General features: G+C 74.1%; 15 protein-coding genes. 6 read left to right on the plus strand and 9 right to left on the minus strand.

What is annotated here, in order from left to right; translation table 11 throughout:
* Nucleotides 1–4 precede the first annotated feature (4 nt).
* From bla to wrbA, 3 genes are all read right to left on the minus strand, one after another.
* Nucleotides 5–976 carry a class A beta-lactamase gene (bla, locus tag ACFPCY_RS06545; protein ID WP_378252710.1) on the minus strand — a complete coding sequence of 324 codons (972 nt, stop codon included), beginning with the start codon at nt 974–976 and terminating at the stop codon, nt 5–7.
* 162 nt (nt 977–1,138) lie between these two features.
* Nucleotides 1,139–2,569 carry an MFS transporter gene (locus ACFPCY_RS06550; RefSeq protein WP_378252711.1) on the minus strand — a complete coding sequence of 477 codons (1,431 nt, stop codon included), beginning with the start codon at nt 2,567–2,569 and terminating at the stop codon, nt 1,139–1,141.
* 37 nt (nt 2,570–2,606) lie between these two features.
* Entirely contained in the window at nt 2,607–3,290 is a 684-nt protein-coding gene (gene wrbA, locus ACFPCY_RS06555) for an NAD(P)H:quinone oxidoreductase (protein WP_378252712.1), read from the minus strand.
* Between the two features lie 92 nt (nt 3,291–3,382).
* Between wrbA and ACFPCY_RS06560 the strand changes: the two genes are divergently transcribed.
* The 3 genes from ACFPCY_RS06560 (at nt 3,383) to ACFPCY_RS06570 (ending at nt 5,203) form a co-directional block, all read left to right on the plus strand.
* Nucleotides 3,383–3,853: a MarR family winged helix-turn-helix transcriptional regulator gene (locus tag ACFPCY_RS06560; RefSeq protein WP_378252713.1), complete on the plus strand. Its 471-nt coding sequence runs from the start codon at nt 3,383–3,385 to the stop codon at nt 3,851–3,853.
* Between the two features lie 9 nt (nt 3,854–3,862).
* On the plus strand, nt 3,863–4,501 hold the full coding sequence (locus ACFPCY_RS06565) for a class I SAM-dependent methyltransferase (RefSeq protein ID WP_378252714.1): 639 nt from the start codon (nt 3,863–3,865) through the stop codon (nt 4,499–4,501).
* A gap of 132 nt (nt 4,502–4,633) precedes the next feature.
* Entirely contained in the window at nt 4,634–5,203 is a 570-nt protein-coding gene (locus ACFPCY_RS06570) for an EF-hand domain-containing protein (RefSeq protein ID WP_378252715.1), read from the plus strand.
* 9 nt (nt 5,204–5,212) lie between these two features.
* Here ACFPCY_RS06570 and ACFPCY_RS06575 read toward each other — a convergent pair whose 3' ends face one another.
* Complete coding sequence (locus tag ACFPCY_RS06575; protein ID WP_378252716.1) at nt 5,213–5,632, minus strand: VOC family protein; 420 nt, start codon at nt 5,630–5,632, stop codon at nt 5,213–5,215.
* A gap of 108 nt (nt 5,633–5,740) precedes the next feature.
* Between ACFPCY_RS06575 and ACFPCY_RS06580 the strand changes: the two genes are divergently transcribed.
* Nucleotides 5,741–6,775, plus strand: a complete 1,035-nt coding sequence (locus ACFPCY_RS06580; RefSeq protein ID WP_378252717.1) for a helix-turn-helix transcriptional regulator — start codon at nt 5,741–5,743, stop codon at nt 6,773–6,775.
* On the opposite strand, the gene ACFPCY_RS06585 is transcribed toward ACFPCY_RS06580, so the two are convergent.
* From ACFPCY_RS06585 to ACFPCY_RS06595, 3 genes are all read right to left on the minus strand, one after another.
* Complete coding sequence (locus ACFPCY_RS06585; protein ID WP_378252718.1) at nt 6,720–8,219, minus strand: ABC1 kinase family protein; 1,500 nt, start codon at nt 8,217–8,219, stop codon at nt 6,720–6,722. The two genes, ACFPCY_RS06580 and ACFPCY_RS06585, sit on opposite strands and share 56 nt — an antisense overlap.
* Nucleotides 8,220–8,239: 20 nt before the next feature.
* Nucleotides 8,240–8,680 (minus strand): hypothetical protein, encoded by a 441-nt coding sequence (locus ACFPCY_RS06590; protein ID WP_378252719.1) that lies wholly within the window; start codon nt 8,678–8,680, stop codon nt 8,240–8,242.
* Nucleotides 8,681–8,767: 87 nt separating this feature from the next.
* Nucleotides 8,768–9,292, minus strand: coding sequence for a hypothetical protein (locus tag ACFPCY_RS06595; RefSeq protein ID WP_378252720.1), 525 nt, complete (start codon nt 9,290–9,292; stop codon nt 8,768–8,770).
* A gap of 392 nt (nt 9,293–9,684) precedes the next feature.
* Between ACFPCY_RS06595 and ACFPCY_RS06600 the strand changes: the two genes are divergently transcribed.
* Nucleotides 9,685–10,839 (plus strand): geranylgeranyl reductase family protein, encoded by a 1,155-nt coding sequence (locus ACFPCY_RS06600; RefSeq protein ID WP_378252721.1) that lies wholly within the window; start codon nt 9,685–9,687, stop codon nt 10,837–10,839.
* An 89-nt stretch (nt 10,840–10,928) separates the two neighbouring features.
* Complete coding sequence (locus ACFPCY_RS06605; RefSeq protein ID WP_378252722.1) at nt 10,929–17,186, plus strand: type I polyketide synthase; 6,258 nt, start codon at nt 10,929–10,931, stop codon at nt 17,184–17,186.
* A 131-nt stretch (nt 17,187–17,317) separates the two neighbouring features.
* On the opposite strand, the gene ACFPCY_RS06610 is transcribed toward ACFPCY_RS06605, so the two are convergent.
* Both ACFPCY_RS06610 and ccsB read right to left on the minus strand, forming a co-directional pair.
* Nucleotides 17,318–18,973 carry a M20/M25/M40 family metallo-hydrolase gene (locus ACFPCY_RS06610; protein ID WP_378252723.1) on the minus strand — a complete coding sequence of 552 codons (1,656 nt, stop codon included), beginning with the start codon at nt 18,971–18,973 and terminating at the stop codon, nt 17,318–17,320.
* Between the two features lie 272 nt (nt 18,974–19,245).
* Nucleotides 19,246–20,400 (minus strand): c-type cytochrome biogenesis protein CcsB, encoded by a 1,155-nt coding sequence (gene ccsB, locus ACFPCY_RS06615; protein WP_378252724.1) that lies wholly within the window; start codon nt 20,398–20,400, stop codon nt 19,246–19,248.
* Nucleotides 20,401–20,423 lie beyond the last annotated feature (23 nt).

Genomic DNA, 20,423 nt, shown 5'->3' on the forward strand with positions numbered 1-20,423 from the left:
CGGATCAGGGCATGCGGCCCAGGCCGCGTGCCAGCAGGGTGGCCGTCCGCTGGAGGACGGTGTTGTCCACCTTCGCGTCCTTGGCGTCGCGGTGGGTGTAGATCGCGATGACCAGCGGGGCGCCCGAGGGCGGCCAGGCGATCGCGATGTCGTCGGCGGCGGCGTACCAGCCGTCCGCGGTGCCGGTCTTGTCGCCGACCGTCCAGTCCTTCGGGAGGCCGGCGCGGATGCGCTCCCCTCCGGTCGTGGTGGCCTTCATCCAGGCGGTCAGCTGCCGCCTGTCCGAGGGGACCAGCGCGTCGCCCACCGTGAGGCGGGCCAGGTCGCGGGCCATGAACGCGGGCATGACCGTGTCGCGGCGCTCGCCGGGCGACCAGTGGTTGAGTTCGGTCTCGTACCGGTCGAGGCGTCCGGCCGGGTCGCCCAGGGAGCGGTAGTACCGCGTCATACCGCGCGGCCCGCCGATCTGCTTGAGCAGCACGTTCGCCGCGGTGTTGTCGCTGGTGGTGATGGTCGCCTCGCACAGCTGGGCCGTGGTCAGGCCGTGCGCGACGTTCTCCGGCCTGCCGGTGACGGGTGAATTGTCCAGGACGTCCTTCTGGGTCCAGTGGAGGGTGCGGGTCATGAGCCCCGGGTCGGAGGTGCGGGCCTTGTGCAGCAGCCCGCCGCACAGGATCGCCTTGAAGGTGGAGTTGCTGGGACCGCGCTCGTAGGCCCGGTAGCCGATGGTCTTGCCCGTTCCGGTGTCGATCGCGAACGCGCCGATGCGTCCGTGGAAGGACGCCTCCAACTGGCGCAGTTCCCTGGTGACGTCGCTCGCGGCGAGCGGCTTCGGCGCGGCCTCCGTGTGCGCCACGCGCTCGCCGGTCGCCGTCCGCGATCCGGCGCCGCAGGCGGTCGCGGCGAACACCGTCGCGATCGCCAGGGCGGAGATCCCCAGCTTCGTCCGGCCGTTCGGGATGTGGGGGCGTCGCATGTCCGGCTCCCTGCTCTCGGTTCCGATCTTCATCGGGGACGAGCAGACCAGAGGCGCTTCCATCGTGTCCAATACTGATATCAGTCGTGGATTAAGCACATTTCACGTATCAATGCAGGCGGGCGGGGCCCGTCTGGTCCCCGCCCGCCCCTCGCCGGACGGTCAGTCACGCGCGTGTCGCGGCAGCGCGAACCCCACCGCCGCGAGGACGACGGCGAGCCCGGCCGCGATGAGGAAGACGCGGTCGTACCCCGTCGCGAACGCGGCCGCGGTGCTCCGTCCGGCCGGCGTGGCGGCTCCGGCGGCGGTCGCGAGCACCGCGAGACCGACCGATCCGCCGACCTGCTGGGCGGTCTGGGCCAGGCCGCCGACGGTCCCCGCGTCCCCGCCGGGCGCGTCGGCGGTCGCCGCCGCCATCAGCGTGGGGAAGACCAGCCCGATCCCGGCGGCGACGAGCAGCGTCGGGCCGAGCACCCCGGCCAGGTAGGACGTGTGCACCCCGGCCGTGGACAGCCAGCCGAACCCGGCCACGAAACCGGCGCCCCCGGCGAGGACCAGCGGACGGACGCCGAACCGCGGCAGCAGCCCGGCGGCGCAGCGCGCGACCAGCATGAACGTCACCGCCGCCGGGGTCTGCCCGAGGCCCGCCCGGAGCGGCCCGTACCCGAGGACGTTCTGCAGGAACAGCGAGCTGAAGTACCACATCGCGATGGCGATCCCGCCGAACAGCAGCAGCATGCCGGTGCCGACGGCCACGCCGCGGATCCGCAGCAGCCGCGGCGGCGTCATCGGACGCGTCGCGAAGCGCGCCTCCACCAGGGCGAAGGCGGCGAGCAGGACGATCCCCGCGCCGACCGGCCCGGCCACCGGCGGGGACGTCCAGCCGTGGTCGGCGCCGTGCATGACCCCGTAGATCAGCGCGGCCAGGCCCGCCGTCCCGGTGACCGCGCCCGCGAGGTCCAGCGGTTCGCGCCGTCCGGCCCGCGCGCCGGACAGCGCCGTCGCGGCCACCGCGACGAGCACGGCGCCGATGGGCACGTTGATCAGGAACACCCACCGCCACGACAGGCCGGTGGTGAGCGCGCCGCCCGCGACGGCGCCCGCCATCCCGCCGACGCCGCCCGCGGCGGACCACGCGCCGAACGCGCGGGCCCGGGCGCGTCCCTCGGCGAAACCGGTGTTGATCACCGCCAGCGTCGCCGGGGCCAGCAGGGCGGCGCCCACGCCCTGCGCGACCCGGGCGCCGACCAGCACCCCGGCGCCCGTGGCGAGCCCGCCGACCAGGCTGGACGCCGAGAACAGCACCAGCCCGGCGGTCAGCGTCCGGCGCTGCCCGAACAGGTCGGCGGCGCGCCCGCCGAGCAGCATGAACCCGGCGAAGGTGAGCAGGTAGCCGTTCACCACCCAGGCCAGGCCGGCGGACGAGAAGCCGAGGTCCCGGTCGATCGAGGGCAGCGCGACGTTCACGATGGACGAGTCGAGGATCACCATGAACTGGCAGGCGCACGCCAGCGCGAGGACGAGCCAGGCGGGTCTGGTCCGTCCGGTGACCTGGCCGGTCGCTCGGGTGGCCGCGGACATTTGGGTCGTCATAAGAGGTCTCCTGAAAGCTCGAAAGTGAGATCGCGGTTCATGCGGTCTGGAGGGACGCCTCGTCCTCGACGCGACCCTGCGGCCCGGCCTCGGCGGCGTCGACGGCGGTGGCGCGGGTTCCCGCCAGCAGCCGGATCGTGGTGCCGGCCAGCCGCCGTCCCTGGTAGCGGGCCGCGTCCAGCGCCGCGTCCCGGAGGTCGTCCCCGGACGGCCCGGTCACGGCGGACGCGCCGTAAGGGTTGCCGCCCGCGGCGTACACGGCCGGGTCGGTGAAGCCGGGCGGGACGATCAGCGCGCCCCAGTGGTAGAAGACGTTGGCGAGCGACAGCAGCGTGGCCTCGCTGCCGCCGTGCCGGTTGTAGGCCGAGGTGAAGGCCGTGACCGGCTTGTCGGCGAGCCCGCCGTCCTGCCAGAGCCCGCCGGCCTGGTCGATGAACTGCTTGAGCTGCGCGGCGGGCGTGCCGAACCGGGTGGGCGTCCCGAACGCGAGCCCGTCGGCCCACGCCAGGTCGTCGATCGCGGCCTCGGCGATCGCGGCGGTGGCGTCGGCGTGCCGCCGCCAGCCGGGGTTCCGGTCGATGGCGTCCGCGGGGGCCAGTTCGGCGACCCGCCGCAGCCGCACCTCGGCCCCGGCGGAGGCGGCGCCCTCGGCGACGGCCTCGGCGAGCGCGTGGACGGTGCCGGTGGCGCTGTAGTAGACGACGGCGATCTTCACGGACATGCCGGCTCCCGATGCTGGAGTAGAGTTCGTTATGCGGATAACGTTAGCCGCATAATAGTTATGCGCGTAACGAACTTGTCAAGGAGAATCCCGTGGACTTCGCCCGGGCCGACGCCCTCAACCAGGCCATCCGCCTGCTCAGCCTGCGCCACCGGGCCAGGGCCGCCGAGCTGCTGGCCCCGCTCGGCCTGCACCCCGGCCAGGAGGCGCTGCTGCTCGAACTCGCCCGGACCGGGCCCATGATCCAGGCCGAGCTGAGCGAGGCGCTCGGCGTCGAGCGGCCGAGCGTCACGCTCATGGTCCGCAAGCTGGAGGCGGCCGGCCACCTCCGCCGCAGCCCCGCCCCGGACGACCAGCGCGCGACCGTCGTCGAGCTCACCGGCAAGGGCGAGGCCCTGGCCGAGCGGGTCAAGGAGCTGTGGTGCGCCCTGGCGGAGGAGACGGTCGCCGGGCTGCCCGACGAGACGGTGGCCGACCTGCCCGCGCTCCTCGGCGTGCTGACGAACAACGTCGACACCAAACGCCCCCGCCGCCGCGAGAACGCCCAGCGCGGGCGGCGCTAGAGTCTCGGGGTGGACGATTCCGCCCTGATGGCCGACGCGTTCGGCGAGCTGGCCGACACCTACGACCACGAGCACCACGACGCGGTCGCCCGCGCGCTTCTCGACCTGGCCCCGCCTGAGCCGGAGGACGCCGTCGCCGATGTGGCGTGCGGGGCCGGGGCGGTGGCGCTCCAGGTCGCGGCGATGCTGTCGCATCGGGCGCCCGCCGTCCTCGCGGTGGACCTGTCCGAAGCGATGGTGGCGGTCGGCAGAGCCCGAGCCGAGCGGCTCGGCCGGGCCGAGGCGATCGACTGGCGCGTCGGCCCGGCCCTGCCGCTGCCCGTGCCCGACGGCGCGCTCGACCTGGTCCTGTGCGCGTCCTCGCTGCACTTCCTGGGCGCGCGAGCGCTGGCCGACTGGCGCCGCGCGCTGCGACCGGGCGGACGGATCGGGTTCACCCTGCCGCTGGCGTCCCAGTTCCGTCCGAGCGGCACCTTCGCCGCGCTCGTCGCGGACGACCTGCCGCTGCCGGAGAACGTCGAGCAGGCGTCCGCGCTGGCGGCCAGTGCCGGATTCGTGCACGTCACGGCGCGAGTAGCCGACATCGGCTCCCGCGCGGTCGTCTGTGTCGCCGCGTCCACCCCGGAGCCGGCCGTCCGTCATCGCTGACCATGAGCACCCGCTGTCACTTGTCGCATGTCGTGCACACGGTGACCGTCGCTGACTTAGAGTGAGGGCCACTGCTCCGGCCGTCCGCTGGGCGCGGCGAAGCGGGGCTCACCGAGCGACGAGGAGGCCGGCGTGCCGCAGGCGGACATCCTTCGGGCCAAGATCGAGTACGGTTTCGACCACTTCCTGGACGCCGACGGCGACGGGCGGCTCACCGAGCGGGACCACATCCTCATGGGGCGGCGGATGGCCGGGCTGCTCGGGCACGCGCCCGGCTCCGCCGCCGAGCGGGACGCCGTCGAGGCCTACGTCGGCATCTGGCGCGACCTGCATCTGCCGCACCTGCCGCCTGGATCCACGGCCCTGACCAGGGAGGACTTCGTCCGCTCCACCATGACGCTCGCCGCGGACCGGCGGGCGGCGCAGGCCACGGTGGGCGCGCTGGCCGAGCGGTTCCTCCAGGTCGCCGACGTCGACCGCGACGGCCACGTGGACCGCGAGGAGTACGCGACCTTCCTGCGCGGCCACAACCCGGACATCGCCGACCAGGACATCGCCGACGCCTTCGCCCACCTCGACGGGGACGCCGACGGACGCCTGACCACGACCGAGTTCACGAACGCGGTCGTCGACTACTGGTCGAGCGCGTCCCCCGACGCCCCCGGCAACTGGTGGCTCGGCCGCCCGGCCTACGAGCGCTGATTCCCGGCCCTAGAAGGACGCGGCGGCCACGTCGAGGACCCACGTGACGCCGAACCGGTCGGTGAGCATCCCGTAAAGCGGAGCCCACTGCGCCGGCCCGAGAGGCTGCTGCACGGTCGCGCCGCCGGAGAGACCGTCCCAGTAACCGGTGATCTCTCCGGCGTCGTCGCCTCGCACCGAGAGGAAGAACGCGTTCCTGCCCTGGTCCCAGGGCAGGTCCGAAGGGACGTCGTAGGCCATCACCCGGAACCCGTTCGGTGCGGTGACCTGGCCCCACATCACCTGGTCCGCCTCGGCCGCGCCGCCGGTGGCGCCGGCGTCCTCGTAGGTGATCACCACGAGCTCGCCCCCGAAGACCGACTGGTAGAAGGCGAGCGCCTCCCTCGCGTCGCCCCGGAAGTTCAGGTGGGTCACGGCGTTGACCGACATGGCCGGCTCCTCGTTCGTCTTTCGGACGGCCCTCGCCGCCCGGTGTGGTGACCACGCTCGCAGCAGTAGAGGCCAGGTCATGGCCTCTACTTGCGGCAGCATGGAGCCATGCCGAAGACCTCCGGGCGGCTGCTCGCCCTGCTCTCCCTCCTCCAGGCCCGGCGGGACTGGCCGGGGGCGCTGCTGGCCGAACGGCTGGAGGTCAGCCCGCGCACCGTCCGCCGCGACGTCGACCGCCTGCGCGAGCTCGGCTACCCGATCACCGCGGTCAAGGGCCCGGACGGCGGGTACCGGCTGGAGGCGGGCACGCGCCTGCCGCCGCTGCTGTTCGACGACGAACAGGCCGTCGCCCTGGCGGTCGCGCTCCAGACGGCCGCCGCCACGGGCGCCGGTATCGGAGAGGACGCGGCGCGTGCGCTGAACACCGTCCGCCAGGTGATGCCCGCCCGGCTGCGCCACCGCATCGACACCCTGCGGGTCACGGCCGTTGAACGGCCCGCGAGCGAGCGGCCCGCGAACGAGCGGCCCGCGAGCGAGCGGCTCGACGGCGAGGTGCTCGGCGCGCTCAGCACCGCAGTCCACGCGCGCGAGGAACTGCGCTTCGACTACACGTCCGCCGCGGGGGACGCCTCGCCGGTTCCGCGCCGGGTGCAGCCGCACCACCTCGTCACCTGGGGCGGACGCTGGTACCTCGTCGCCTGGGACCTCGACCGCGACGACTGGCGCACCTTCCGCGCCGACCGGATCGTCCCGCGCACGCCCACCGGGCCCCGCTTCCCGCCGCGCGACGTGCCCGGAGGCGACGTGGCGGCCTTCGTGACCGGCAGGTTCCGGGGCTCGGACGGCCCCGGCGACTGGCCCTGCCGCGGCGAGGCGATCCTCGCCCGGCCCGCCGCGGACGTCTCCCGGTTCGCCCGCGACGGCGTCGTCGAAGAGCTCGGCCCGGGCCGCTGCCGCCTCGTCCTCGGCTCGTGGTCGTGGACCGGGCTGGCCGCGTCCCTCGGCAGGTTCGACGCCGACATCGAGGTCGTCGGCCCGGACGAGCTCAGAGCCGCGTGCGCGCTGCTGGCCCGCCGCTACGCCGAGGTCAGTGGCGGTTCGGGGGCGGGTGGCGGCGGGTCCACCAGATCAGGCCGGCGATGACCGCGGCGGCCCGCAGGGCGGTCCTCGACGGACGGTCGCCGGAGGCGCCTCGCCCGCGCAGGTGGCCGACGCGGATGGTCAGGTCGCGGTCGGCGGCGTCGCGGACCAGGCCGCGGAGCTGCTCGGTGGCCAGCGTGTTGCCGATCATCAGGTCCATCGCGGTGCGGGCGGCCTGGATCTCCGACAGCGACTCGCCGGCCAGGTGCAGCAGGATGCCGTGCAGCTCCTCCTGGAAGACCTCGGTCAGCCGCAGTTCCGGCGCCAGGTACCGCACCGAGCCCTCCATGTTGGAGAACGACTTGCCCAGCAGCGACACGACCGGGCTGGTCTGGATGCCGCGGCGGGTGGAGTGCTTGAGCACCGAGGTGAGGGTGACGCCGAAGTCCAGGTCCTCCAGCGAGACGGTGGCGACCTTGGGCACCAGCAGGGCCATGTCACCGGCGAACCCGGGGATGTCGGCCCAGGGGGTGGCCCGGCCCAGCTCCACCCAGGCGCGGGCCAGGCCGGGGCCGTCGTTGTGGGCGAGGCTGAGCAGCACCGTCACCAGCGTCATGCTCATCCGCCGGTCGATCCGCCCGACCATTCCCCAGTCGATCAGGTGCGCCTTGTGGCCGGGCGCGACGAAGACGTTGCCCGGATGGGGGTCGGCGTGGAAGAAGCGGTCCACGAAGTACCCGCGGTACATGAACGCCAGCAGGTCGCGGCCGATCCCCAGCCGCTCCTTCTCGGTGAGCGAGCCGGGATCCACCTCGCGGACGGACCGTCCGGGCGCGGTGCTCTGCACGATCACGCCGGGGGTCGCCCAGACGACGTCGGGCACGTCGAGGTACTCGAACGGCTTCAGCAGGCCGCGGGCGCGTTCCATGTTGGCCGCCTCGACCGTCAGGTCCAGCTCGGCCTCCATCGCCTCGAAGATGAGGTTGAGCGACGCCTCGACGTCGATCACGGCGTTGAAGTCCGGGAACGCGCGGGCGACCAGCCGCGCGGCACGCCGCATCATCTTCATGTCCGCCAGCACCTGGGAGCGGACGTCGGGCCGCTGGATCTTCAGGACGGCCGTCTCGCCGCCGCGCAGGACGACGCGGTACGCCTGCGCCAGGGACGCCGACCCCAGCGGCCGGGACCGGTCGATGTGCGCGAAGCGCCGCTCCCAGTCCGCGCCCAGCTCCCGGGCCAGCACCGGCTCGAACACCGCGAACGGCACGGGGGACACGTGGTCGTGCAGCAGCGCGAGCTCGGCCCTGATCTCCGGCGACACCAGGTCCGGACGGGTCGACAGCATCTGCCCGACCTTCACGTAGAAGGGGCCCAGGCGTTCCAGCGCGAGCCGGATCGCGCGCGGCCGTCCGACCGCGTCCTCGCCCGGCGCGGATCTGCGGCGCGCCGTGCCGCGCACCGTGCGGGGCAGTTCGGTGCCGACGAGCTCGGCCAGCACCCTGGTCACGGTGAGCAGCCGACCGCCGGTCAAGGCCGCCCCGGCTCGGGCCGTCCCGGCTCAGGGCGTTCCGGCTCGGGCCGTCCCGGCTCAGACCGTCCTGGCTCGGGCCGTTCCGGCTCGGGCCGTTCCGGCTCGGGCCGTTCCGGCTCGGGCCGGTCGTCCCGCGGCGGGCCCGGTTCGATCTCGGCCGGCGCGCTCAGGAGCCGGTGAGCCGTCCCGAACGGGGCGGGGGCGGCCATCGGCCCGGCGTGGCGGGCCAGCGCGCTCCGCAGGACCTCGACCAGCACCTGGTTGGTGCATTCGGCGCCGGTGCCCTGCCGGTGGGCCTGGAACGGGCGTCCGGCGCGGATGTCGTCGGCCAGCTCCGCCAGACCGGCGAAGCGGCGCTCGTCGAGGTCGAACAGCCGCCCGTCACCCTCGCGCCGCAGGCGCCGCCGACGGTGCTCGGAGCGGGGCCGCTCGGGCATCCGGATCCTCTCCTGCCGGTCGTCGTCTCGCGCGCCGTGGACCGCCGGGAGCTCCCGTCCGGCCGGCGCCCGGCCCATCGGACGGCCCTACCGCGAATCCTCCTCGTCGGGGTCGTCCGATCGCAGGTGGTGCGCCACCTCCTCCAGGCGGCGGTTCAGCCGGGCGAGCTGGTCGGCGAGCTCGACGTCGCCGTCGGGGGTGCGGGCCCTGGCGTCCCGCTCCCGGTCGCGCGGGTAGGGCCGTTCCCGCCGGCCGTCGCGCCGCTCCCGGGCGTCTCGGTCGTCGCGCCAATCCCGCGCGTCTCGGTCGTCCCGGGGGTGCCGCCGCCGGCGGCACAGGTCCCGCAGGTCGTCCAGGATCTCGTCGAGGTAGTCCCAGCCGTAGTCGTCGTCCCGGTACCGGCGGTCATCGTCGCGATCGTCCCGGCGGCGGCCGTCGTGGCGGTCGCGGTCGCGGTACCGGCCGCCGTCGCGGTCGTCGTCGTCCCGGTTCTCGACGGCCTTGCGGGCCGCCCGTCGCAGATCGTGTTCGACGTCGCTCGCCCGGTCCAGGGTGTCGTCGATGAGGTCGCCGATCCGGCGGGTGGTGCCGCCGCGGCGGTGTCTGATCATTTCGATCTCCTTCGGGGGCATCGATGAATCGACGTCCACGGCCGCCACCCGGGTGAACTCCGGCCGGTGACCGCTGCCGGCTCATCGACCGTCCCCGCGCCATCGGTTCATCGCGTCATGAGATGTGACGGTAAGTAATCTTCCAATGACTCTATGCGATGAGCGATGCCTGGTCAACGGTACTTCTGCCGCGCCCCAAGTGACTACCCACAGTAACTTTCCGGACACGTTTCCGGATGTCCGGGCGAGGCCATACCTCAGGTGGCCGGATCGAGCGGCCGTGCGGGAACGCCCCGCGCGGCGGCCCGGATCCCGCCGCCCGAGGCACGTCCCCTCGTGCCCGCCGCTCCACCGCTTCGCTGGAGCGGTCCCCCCTTCCAGGACGGAGAGCCGTGTTGTCGTGGGATGTCGTGGTCGTCGGCGCGGGACCGGCCGGTGCCAGCGCGGCCCGGGCGGCGGCCGAGGCGGGCTGCCGCGTGCTGCTCCTGGAGCGCGCTGAGATGCCGCGCTACAAGACCTGCGGCGGCGGTCTGATCGGCGCTTCCCAGGCCGCGCTGCCGGACGACCTGAACGTGCGGGTGCACGACACGATCGGCTCGTTCACCTTCAGCCATCTAGGACGCCGGCAGCGGACGCTCGCCTCGTCCGGGAACCGCCCGTGCCTGATGGTGTTCCGCGACGAGCTGGACGCCGCGCTGGCCGAGTCCGCGGCCCGGGCCGGCGCCGAGGTCCGGGACGGCACGGCCGTGGCGGGCCTGGACGTGGACGATCTCGTCACCGTGCGGCTGTCGGACGGCGGCGCCGCGCGGACGCGGGTGCTGATCGGCGCCGACGGCAGCGCGAGCAGGATCGCCCGCCACATCGGCGTGCGCTACGAGCAGACCGACCTGGCGCTGGAGGTGGAGGTGCCCGTAAGCGGTGCGTTCGCGGACGGCTGGCGAGGCCGGGCGGTGTTCGAGTGGGGTCCGCTGCCGGGGTCGTTCGGCTGGGTGTTCCCTAAGACGGACCTCTGCACCGCCGGCGTGGTGGCGTCGCGCGGCCAGGGCGCCGCCACCCGCGGCTACATGCGCGATTTCCTGGCCCGGCAGGGCCTGGACGGCGCGACGCCGGTGCACGACACCGGGCACCTGACCCGGTGCCGCCATCCGGACTCGCCGCTCGCCCGCGGCCGGATCATGGTGGCCGGGGACGCGGCGGGGCTGTGCGATCCCTGGTCCCGCGAGGGCATCTCGTTCGCGCTGCGCTCCGGCCGCTGGGCGGGGGAGACGGCGGTGGTGATGGCGGGCTCCGGCGCGTCCGGTGTGGACGTCGCCGGCGCCGAGTACGCCCGCCGGGTGCGGACGGTCCTGGGCGCCGAGATGGCGGCCTCCCGGCGGGTGATGGACATCTTCTGGCGGCGTCCGGGCGCGTTGCACGGCGCGCTGACCCGCGTCCCGCCGGTGTGGCGGATGTTCGACCGGTACGTGCACGGCGAGACGACGATTCCCGAGCTGATGGCGCATCCGGCGGCCCGGATGGCGGTGCGGGCGGCCGACCGCTTCCTGTGAGCCGCGCGTCCGGTCCGTCCGGGCCGGCGCGTCCCGGTTCGCCGTCCCGGCCGGCACGAGCAAGGCAGGCAGCGAGAGAGGACCTTCAGGTGAGCCCGACCGAGCATGTCCAGGTACCGGTGGCGATCGTGGGAGCGGCGTGCAGGGCGCCCGGCGGCGTGACCGACGTCGAGAGTCTGTGGGACCTGCTGCTGGACAGGCGCGACGCCGTGGCCGGCTGCGACCTGGACGCGCGGTGGCCGGGAGACCGGCGGGTGGTCCCCGCCGACCTCGCCGGCACCCGGGCGGTGCACCACGGCGCGTTCCTGGACGGCATCGAGCTGTTCGATCCGGGCTTCTTCGGGATCCCGGCCAAGGACGGCCCGAGCGTCGATCCCCAGCACCGCCTGCTGATGGAGACGACGTGGGAGGCGCTGGAGAACGCGGGCATCCCCCCGAGGTCGCTGGCTGGCTCGCAGACGGGCCTGTTCGTCGGCATCTCCAACACCGACTACTCCCGGCGGTTCACGCTGGACACGGTCGACATCTACCACGGCATCTCCTCGACCATCTCGGGTGCGCCGGGCCGCATCTCCTACCTCCTCGACGTCAACGGCCCCTCGACCGCGGTGGACGCCGCCTGCGCCTCGTCGCTGGTCGCCGTCCACCTGGCGTGCCGCTCGCTGCACACCGGGGAGAGCGACCTGGCCCTGGCGGGAGGGGCGACGGTGCAGCTCGAATGGGCGGGCATCGTCGGCTTCGCGCGGGCCGGGGCGCTGTCGGCCCGCGGACGGTGCGCGGCGTTCGACGCCAGCGCCGACGGTTTCGTCCGGGGCGAGGGCTGCGGCGTGGTGGCGCTCAAGCGGCTGCCCGACGCCGTCCGCGACGGCGACCCGGTCCTCGGGGTGATCAAGGGGACGGCCGTCAACCACGCGGGCCGCGTGCAGGGCATCACCCAGCCCTCGCGGGCCGCGCAGCAGGCGGTGATGGCCGCGGCGATGCGCACCGCCGGCGTCGCCCCCGGCGAGGTGGGGTTCGTCGAGGCGCATGGCACCGGGACGCCGGTCGGGGACCCGATCGAGTTCGCCGCGCTCAGCGGCGCCTACGGGTCCGGCGACGCGCCGTGCGCGCTCGGCTCGCTCAAGACCAACATCGGGCACCCGGAGAGCGCGTCGGGCGTGCTGGGCCTGATCAAGGCGGTGACGGCCGTCCGCGCCGGTGTCATCCCCGCCAACCTGCACTTCACCGGCTGGAATCCGGCGATCGACGCGGCCGGCACCCGCTTCTTCGTGCCCACGGAGGGCGTCGAGTGGCCGGACGCGCCCGGGCCGCGGCGGGCGGGGGTGTCCTCGTTCGGCGTGACCGGGTCCAACGCGCACGTCATCGTGGAGCAGCCGCCACCGCCCCGGCCCCCGCGTCCGCGCCCCGCGGCGGACCGGAAGACCGAAAGCGCCGGACGGCCGGAGCCGGAGGCGGACCGGGTGCGCGTGTTCCCGGTGTCGGCCGCGTCCGAGGGCGGTCTGGCCGCCACCAGCGCGCGGCTGGCCGAGCACATCGAGACGATCCGCCCCGCCGGGCGCGACGTCGCGCACACGCTCGCCCTGCACCGCAGCCACCTCGCCCGCCGCGCCTGCGTCGTGGCCGGGGACGGTGAGCAGCTGCTGGACGGCCTGCGCGCCCTGGCCGACCGCCACCCGGACGGCGCGGACCCGGACCGGGTGATCTGCGGGCTGCCGGAGCTGCCGGGCCGGCCGGTGTGGGTCTTCTCCGGCCACGGCTCGCAGTGGCCGGGCATGGCGCGTCCGCTGCTGGACCGCGAGCCGGCCTTCACCGGCGTCATCGACCGGCTGGAGCCGATCGTGGCGGACGCGGCCGGGTTCTCGCTGCGGGGCATGCTGGAGTCGGGCGAGTGCAGCGACCGCATGGACGTGGTGCAGCCGCTCGTGTTCGCGGTCCAGGCCGGGCTGGCGCGGATGTGGCGGGAATGGGGCGTGCGTCCCGCCGCGGTGGTGGGCCACTCGATGGGCGAGGCCGCCGCGGCGGTCGCGGCGGGCATCCTGCCGCCCGAGGACGGCATGCGCATCACCGTGACCCGGTCGGCCATGCTGCAGCGGGTCGCCGGTGGCCGCATGTTCAGCGTCGCGCTGCCCGCCGACCGGGTCGCGGCCGAGATCGAGGGCGTGCCCGGGGTCTCGGTGGCGGTCGTGACCGCGCCCTCGGCAACGGTCGTGGCCGGGCACGGCGAGGCGGTGGGGGAGGTGGTGCGCGGCTGGCGGGAGCGCGGCGTGTTCTGCCGGCAGATCTCGGTGACGGTGGCCGCGCACTCGCCGCAGGTCGACCCGATCCTGGACGACCTGGCCCGCGAGGTGGCGTGGCTGTCGGGGGCGCGGCCGGACGTGCCGCTGTACTCCACCGGCCAGGACCCGCGCGAGCCGGTCCGCTTCGACGCCGCCTACTGGACGCGCAACCTGCGCGAGCCCGTCCGCTTCGATCTGGCGTGCCGGGCGCTGCTGGAGGACGGGCACCGGCTGTTCGTGGAGCTGTCGCCGCATCCGCTGCTGCTCCAGGCGGTGGAGGAGAGCGCCGCCGTGCTGGGCGCCCCGGTCGTCACCGCGCCGAGCCTGCTCCGCGACCAGGACGCCCGCGAGACGATGTGCCGGGCCGCCGCGCGGCTGCACGTGGCCGGGGCTTCGGTGGACCTGCGCGCGGTCAACGGCGACGGCGCCCGCGTGCCCCTGCCGGCCACCGCGTTCGACCGGTCGCGGTTCTGGGAGGAGCCGAGGACCGGCGGCCACGGCGGCTCGGGCCACATGTGGCTGGGCGAGCGCCTCACCCTGCACGACCGGGACGCCGAGGACCGCACCCGGCACGTGTGGAGCGCGGACCTGGGCACCGACCGGGTCGCCTGGCTGGCGCAGCACACGCTGCGCGGCAACCCGGTGGTCCCCGGCGCCGCCTACGTCGAGCTGATCCTGGCCGCGACGGGCGATCTACTGGCCGCCGCGACCGGCCGCCTGCGCGTGCGGGACGTGCGGTTCGAACGGCTGCTGCCGCTGGCGTCCTCGGTGCCGGTCCACGTGACCGCGACGGTCAGCGGGCAGCAGGTCAACGTGGAGATCTCTCACCAGGCCGCGGGGACGTGGGAACGCGTCGCGTGCGCGGTGGTGTCCCGGTCCGACGCCCCGCCGGACGAGCGTCCGCCGCTGGTGACGCCGGACGCCGACGCGGCGGAGCCCGAGGGACTCTACGAGGCGTTCGAGCGGATCGGCCTGGACTCCGGCCCGGCGTTCCGCTCCATCACCGCCCTCGCACCCGGCGGCGTCAGGCGCGTGCGCGTTCCGGACGAGGCCGTCGTGCGGACCGGTGCCCCGCGCGTGCATCCCGTCCTGCTCGACGGCTGCATCCTGTCGGTGGCCACGGAGCTGGCGACCGCCGACCGGAGCGCTTCCGGCCAGGGCCGCCACTGGCTGCCGACCCGGATCGAGTCGGTGCTGCTGCCCGACGACCCGGGCGTCATCGCCTGGACCCGGTGCGAGCTCCAGCGGGGCGAGAACGAGACCGCCACCGGACGCGCCGACCTGTACGACGGCGACGGCCGGTGGGTGGGGGCGCTGGACGGGCTGCACTTCGTCCGGAGCGCCCGTCCGCCGGCGACCCAGGTCCTCAACAGCCGGCTGTTCGAGATCGTATGGCGGCAGGCGCCGCCCGCCCGGCGGCCGGAGGGGGACACCGGACGGTGGGCCGTGATCGGCGAACCGGGAGACGGCGGCCGCGTCGCCGAACGCCTCGCCGAGGCGCTGGCCGGGCACGTGGACGACGTCACCGTCCACCGGCCGGACCACATCGAGGCTGATCCCGCGCCCGGCCGACCGGACGCCGCGAACGTGGTGTGGTGTGCCACCGGCGACCTGGACGGGTTGGAACGGGTCAATCGAATCCTGGCGGTCCTGCGCGGCGAGGGGGGAACGGCTCCGGCGCGGCTGTGGCTCGCCAGCGACCGCGCCCGGACGGTGCTGGACGACGACCCGGTGGATCCCGACGTGTGCGCGGTGCGGGGGCTGCTGCGGGTCGCGTCCTTCGAGCACCTCGACACCGCGGTCGGCTGGGTGGACGCCGACTCCGTCGAGGACCTGGCCGCCGAGGTGGCCGCCGGTGACGACGAGACGGAGGTCGCCTGGCGGGCCGGGCAGCGGTACGTCGCGCGGATCGCCCGGGCGCCCCTGGCGCCGCAGCCGCCGCGGCAGGCGCGGGACGTCGAGATCGTCGCGGGGGAGCAGGAGTACGCGCTCGACCAGGGCCCGGACGGCGGCCTGGACGCGCTCCGGCTCACCGCCACCGGAGCGCCCGCGCCGGTCCCCGGCCCGGGCCAGGTGCTGCTGCGCCCGGAGGCGTGCACCGTGCACTTCCGCGACGTCATGATCGCTCTGAACATCTATCCGGCCGAGGACGGCGACCTGCCCCGCCTCGGCTCCGACGCCGTCGGCGTCGTGACCGCCGTGGGCGACGGCGTGGAGCACGTGCGGCCGGGGGACCGCGTCGTCGCGATCGTCCCCGACGGCAGCGGGACCATGGCCTCGCAGTGCCTGGCCCGGGCCGATCTGACGCTGCCGCTCCCCGCCGGCGCCGACCCCACCGCCTTCGCGCCGAACCCGCTGACCTACGCCAACGCCTGGCACTTCCTGCACGACGTCGGGAGGCTGAGCGAGGGCGAGACCGTGCTCGTGCACTCGGCGGCCGGCGGGACCGGGCTCGCCGCGGTCGCCGTGGCGCGGCTGCTGGGCGCCACCGTCCTCGCCACCGCGGGGACCGAGGCCAAGCGGCGCCACCTGCGCGAGCAGGGCGTCGAGCACGTCTTCGACTCCCGCGGCCTCGACTTCGCCGACCAGGTCCGCGAGGTCACCGGCGGGCGCGGCGTCGACGTGGTGCTCAACTCCCTGACCGGCCGGGCCATGCACGCGTCCCTGTCCCTGCTGGCGCCCCGCGGACGGTTCCTGGAGATCGGCAAGCGCGACCTCTACGGCGGCACGCGCGTCGACCTGAGCCACCTGCGCCGGGGCAACAGCTACGCGGCCCTGGACATGGCGCTGACCTTCGCCGAGCACCCGCACCTCTTCCGCGCCGCCGCCGAGCGCATCTTCACCGAGATCGCCGCGGGACGGCTGCCCCTGCTGCCCTGCGACTCGCATCCGCTGGCCGACGCGCCGGCCGCGTTCAAGCGGCTGGCCTCGGGCGACCAGATCGGACGCGTCGTGCTGACCTTCCCGGAACCCGGCGAGCCGCTGCGCGTGCGGGCGCCGCAGAACCACCGCGTGGTCCGCCCCGGCGGCGCCTACGTCATCACCGGCGCCACCAAGGGCGTCGGCCTGGAGGCCGCGCGCTGGCTCGCCGAGTCGGGCGCCGGACGGGTCGTCCTAGGTGGACGCAGCGGGTTCGGCCCCAGGGAGCGGCGGATCGTGTCGGCCATCCGCGCGGCGGGCTGCGCGGTGGAGCTGGTCCGCGGCGACATCGCCGCCCCCGGCACGGCGCGCCGCCTGGTCGCCGCCGCCGGTCCGGAACTGCGCGGCGTCCTGCACACGGCCGTCGTCCTCGACGACGCGCCCATCCCCGACCTCACTCCCGACCGGGTGGCGTCCGTCTGGCACCCCAAGGTCACCGGCGCGAGGAACCTGCACGAGGCCACCGCCGGGACCGACCTGGACTGGTTCGTCATCTTCTCCTCCCTCGCCGCCATGGTCGGCAACCTGGGGCAGGCCAGCTACTCCGCCGCCGGGAACTGGGTGGACGCCTTCGCGCGATGGCGCCACCGGCAGGGCCTGCCGGCCCTGTCGGTGGACTGGGGCGCCTGGGGCGAGACCGGACGGGCCACCGACTTCGCCGAACGCGGGTTCACCACCATCACCAACGCCGAGGGGTTCGCGGCGCTGAGCGAACTGATCCGCCACGGCAGGGTGAACACCGGCATGTTCCCGTACCAGCCGGACGTGATGGCCGCCTACTACCCCTACGGCGTCCAGGCCCCGCTGCTGACCGACCTCCAGGCCCGGACGGCCGGACCCGGGAAGGACGCCGACGCCGCCGCCGTCCACGCGCAACCGCCGGGGCCCGCGCGCACCCACCTCATCCAGGACCTGATCCTGCGCAGCCTGGCCGGCCTCATGGGCGCCGACGAGGCGTCCATCCCGGCCCACGCCAGGTTCGCCGAGGTCGGCCTGGACTCGCTCATGGCCGTCGCGCTGACCCAGCGCCTGAGCAAGGCGCTGGACGTCTCGCTCACCTCCGCCAGCGCATGGGCCCACCCCTCCGCCGCGCAACTGGCGGCCCACATCGACCAGACCCTCGCCTCCCATGGTCCCGGGGGCCGGTCGTGACTCGCGGGTGATTCGCGCACGCCTTCAAGAGACGCCGTGAATCGCGGCGGAAATGGAGCGGCCGCGAGCCGTCCCGGCACTGGGAGTGCCGTTCGGCTCGCGGCCGTTTCAGTGGTGACCAAAGGCTCGGATCAGCGGACCGGAGCGCCCCGGGAATGGGATGACGGAGGCGCCGCCGCGTGGACGCGGGGATTGGCCGGCCCCGACAGCACCCTCGTGTCGAACGCCATGGTGCCGACCATGTTCGCGAATCCCCTGGACATGAACGTCATGACCCTGGGGTCGTTGTTGCTCAGGTTGTCGCACCAGCGGAACGGGTTGTCGACGCAGCCGCCGTCGGTGCTCGGGATCTTGCCCTCGAAGTTGCCGGTGTAGCCGCCGAACAGATCGACGTCCGACTGGAGCTTGCAGCAGTCCTGGCCGGTCAGCACGCCGCTCGCGGGGACGCCCGCCAGGTTGAACTGCTCGGCGTCGGTCCCGACCGGGGAGAAGAAGATGTGCTTCTTGCCGATCGAGTCGAAGTACTGGACGCCGAGGTCGCGGGCGATCTTCGACGGCTCGTACACCTGCGGCGGGAACTGCTCGGAGACCGTGCGGGTGAACAGGTCGACGCCCGCCGGGTCGAGCACGCCGACGTCGTAGTTCGGCGTCGCGGTCACGTCCGCGTCCAGGTCGTACCCGATCTTCGCCAGGTCGGCCGGGGCGAGGTTGCCGACGTAGTAGGACGAGCCGAGCTCGCCCAGTTCCTCGCCGCCGAACCAGATGAACCGCAGCTTGTTGCGCGGCGTGACCTTGTGCATCAGCTGCGCGATGTTCAGGATCGTCGCCGAGCCGGACGCGTTGTCGAGCATCCCGGCGCCGTAGATCGCGTCGAGGTGCGCGTCGACGACCACGACGTGGTTCGGGTCGCCGCCCTTGGACTCGGCGATGACGTTGTAGTCGTCGGCGTTCGGGTCGACCTTCGCCTTGATGTCGATGCCCATGACCGGCGGCGCGGTGCCGTTCTTCGCGGCCTGCTGGTACTGCGTGTACAGGTCGTTCCCGGTCGCGAACGAGGTGAACACCACCGGGATCGTCGGGACGATCCGGTTGCCGTTGGCGTCCACGAGGCTGCCGTTGACCACGTCCGTCCGGCCCGGGTTGCCCTCGTTGAAGACGATCACACCGGACGCGCCGGCCGCCTGCGCGTTCTGGACCTTGACCCCGTAGTTGCAGCCGCCGCGCTGGACGAGCGCGACCCGTCCCGCCGTAAAGCCGGTGAAGTCGGCCGCCGTGCAGCCGCTGGTCGAGCTCGGCGTCGGCGTCGGCGGGATGACGATGCCGCCCGCCGGCTGGAGCGCCGCCGAGGCCGAGCCGGTGCTCTGGCCGGGGTTCCAGTCGGTGACGACGGTGTAGTCGTGCGCGGTGGGGGACACCTCGCGGAACGTCGGCGTCGAGGTGAAGGCGAAGTAGAAGAACTTGTAGGTCTGGATCGTGACGTCGTACCCGGACTGCCGCATCAGCTTGGCGACGTAGTCGACGGACGCCTTGTAGCCGGGCTCACCCGAGTTGCGCGAGGGGTGCCCGTCGGCCCCCGGATGGGCGTCGGCGATCGCCTGGAAGGCCCGCATGTGCCGCCAGAGGTCCTCGGTGCGGACGCATTCCACCAGCTTCCTGGCGGTGTCGTTCACCCGGTGGGCGCAGGCGGCGGGGCTCGGCCCCCCGCCGGCCGGGGCGCCCGCCGGGACGGCCCCGGCGGGCGCGGTGGTGACGGCCGTGACGAGCGCGGCGGCCGCCGCAAGGATCATGAATGGACGCGACGACCATCGAGGACGGTGTGACATTCGCCAGCTCCCCTCGCACACCGAAACCATTCGGCAAGGGCCGAACGAGGAGCACTGTGTCACACATCCCGCCGCCTGAGAATGCGTCGCGAATAAGTTGGCCATCCCCGGCCAGCGGCCGCCTTCTCTCTTTTCTCTTCGCTGTCGCCGCGGCTTTTTCTCGATTTCTTGGATGATCTTCCCGATATGTTCGGGCGGGCGGGAGCCGTGATATGCCCGAGATAATCCCGGAGGGGTCAGACGCCCGCGTAGGAATGGAGACCCGAACCCCAGATGTTGATGCCGACCAGGTTGTAGAGGAGGCAGCCGTACCCCACGAGGGAGATGACGGCGGCCCGGCGTCCGCTCCAGCCCCGGGTGTTGCGCGCGTGCAGGTGCGCGGCGTACACGATCCAGGTGACGAAGGCCCACGTCTCCTTCGGGTCCCAGCCCCAGTAGCGGCCCCAGGCGCTGTCGGCCCAGATGGCGCCGGCGATGATGGCGAACGTCCAGATGGGGAACGCGAACAGGATCGTCTGGCGGGCCAGCCGCTCCAGCGTCGCCGCGCTCGGCAGCCGGGCGGCGATCGCCGCGACGGTGAACGCGCGCGAGCCGTCGTCCTCAGCGGACGCGGCGGAGGCGGAACCGGCGGAGAGGGAACCGGCGGACGTGGAACCCGCGGAGGCGGAACCGGCGGACGCGGAACCCGCGGACGTGGAACCGGCGGCTGCGGCGGCGGCGAGACCGCGCGCGCTGCTCTGGTACAGGTAGACGGCCGCCAGCGCGGCGGCGACGGTGAACGCGCCGGTGGCGACGATGGCCGCGAGGACGTGGATGGCCAGCCAGTACGAGTGCAGGGACGGCTGGAGCGGGCTGACCGGCGTGTACAGCACCGTGGTGGCCAGCCCGAGCCCGACGACGACGGGGAAGACGACGAACGCGCCCAGGTAGTAGGTGCGCCCGCGGCCGAACAGCACCAGCAGCGCGGTCACGGCCGCGAAGGTCACCGCGCATACGAACTCGTACATGTTGGCCCACGGCACCCGGTGGGCCGCCAGGCCGCGGGTGGTGAGCGCCGCGAGCTGGACCGTCCAGCCGAGGGCGGTGAGCGCGACCGCGTACCGGCCGAAGTTCTCCGCCGACAGGGCGCGCGCCTGCTCGGGCTCGGCGCTCGGCGGCCCGCCCGCGGGCGGGCCGTCCGGGTCGCCGGCCGGGCCCGGTGGCGCGGGAACGGGCGCGCCGGAGCCGACCAGGACCCGCTCGGGGACGGCGGCCGGCACGCTCCGTTCCCGGGCGGGCGCGCCGCGGTAGGCGAAGATCGCCATGAACGCCAGGGCGGCGAGGGTGTAGAGGGCGGTGGCGCTGTTGATCAGCGTGTTGCTCAGCGCCGCCAGCGCGGTGTCCGAAGGCAAGGGTCGTTCCTCTCTGATCGTGT

This window comes from Actinomadura gamaensis, from assembly GCF_042652125.1.
GTDB classification, from domain to species: Bacteria; Actinomycetota; Actinomycetes; order Streptosporangiales; family Streptosporangiaceae; genus Spirillospora; species Spirillospora gamaensis.

Bases quoted from the DNA above. Each gene is read 5' to 3' on its own strand.
- ACFPCY_RS06610 (WP_378252723.1), bottom strand. From the start codon at position 18,973: ATGATCCTTGCGGCGGCCGCCGCGCTCGTCACGGCCGTCACCACCGCG.
- bla (WP_378252710.1), bottom strand. From the start codon at position 976: ATGCGACGCCCCCACATCCCGAACGGCCGGACGAAGCTGGGGATCTCC.
- ACFPCY_RS06550 (WP_378252711.1), bottom strand. From the start codon at position 2,569: ATGACGACCCAAATGTCCGCGGCCACCCGAGCGACCGGCCAGGTCACC.
- ACFPCY_RS06590 (WP_378252719.1), bottom strand. From the start codon at position 8,680: ATGCCCGAGCGGCCCCGCTCCGAGCACCGTCGGCGGCGCCTGCGGCGC.
- ACFPCY_RS06575 (WP_378252716.1), bottom strand. From the start codon at position 5,632: ATGTCGGTCAACGCCGTGACCCACCTGAACTTCCGGGGCGACGCGAGG.
- wrbA (WP_378252712.1), bottom strand. From the start codon at position 3,290: ATGTCCGTGAAGATCGCCGTCGTCTACTACAGCGCCACCGGCACCGTC.
- ACFPCY_RS06595 (WP_378252720.1), bottom strand. From the start codon at position 9,292: ATGATCAGACACCGCCGCGGCGGCACCACCCGCCGGATCGGCGACCTC.
- ACFPCY_RS06580 (WP_378252717.1), top strand. From the start codon at position 5,741: ATGCCGAAGACCTCCGGGCGGCTGCTCGCCCTGCTCTCCCTCCTCCAG.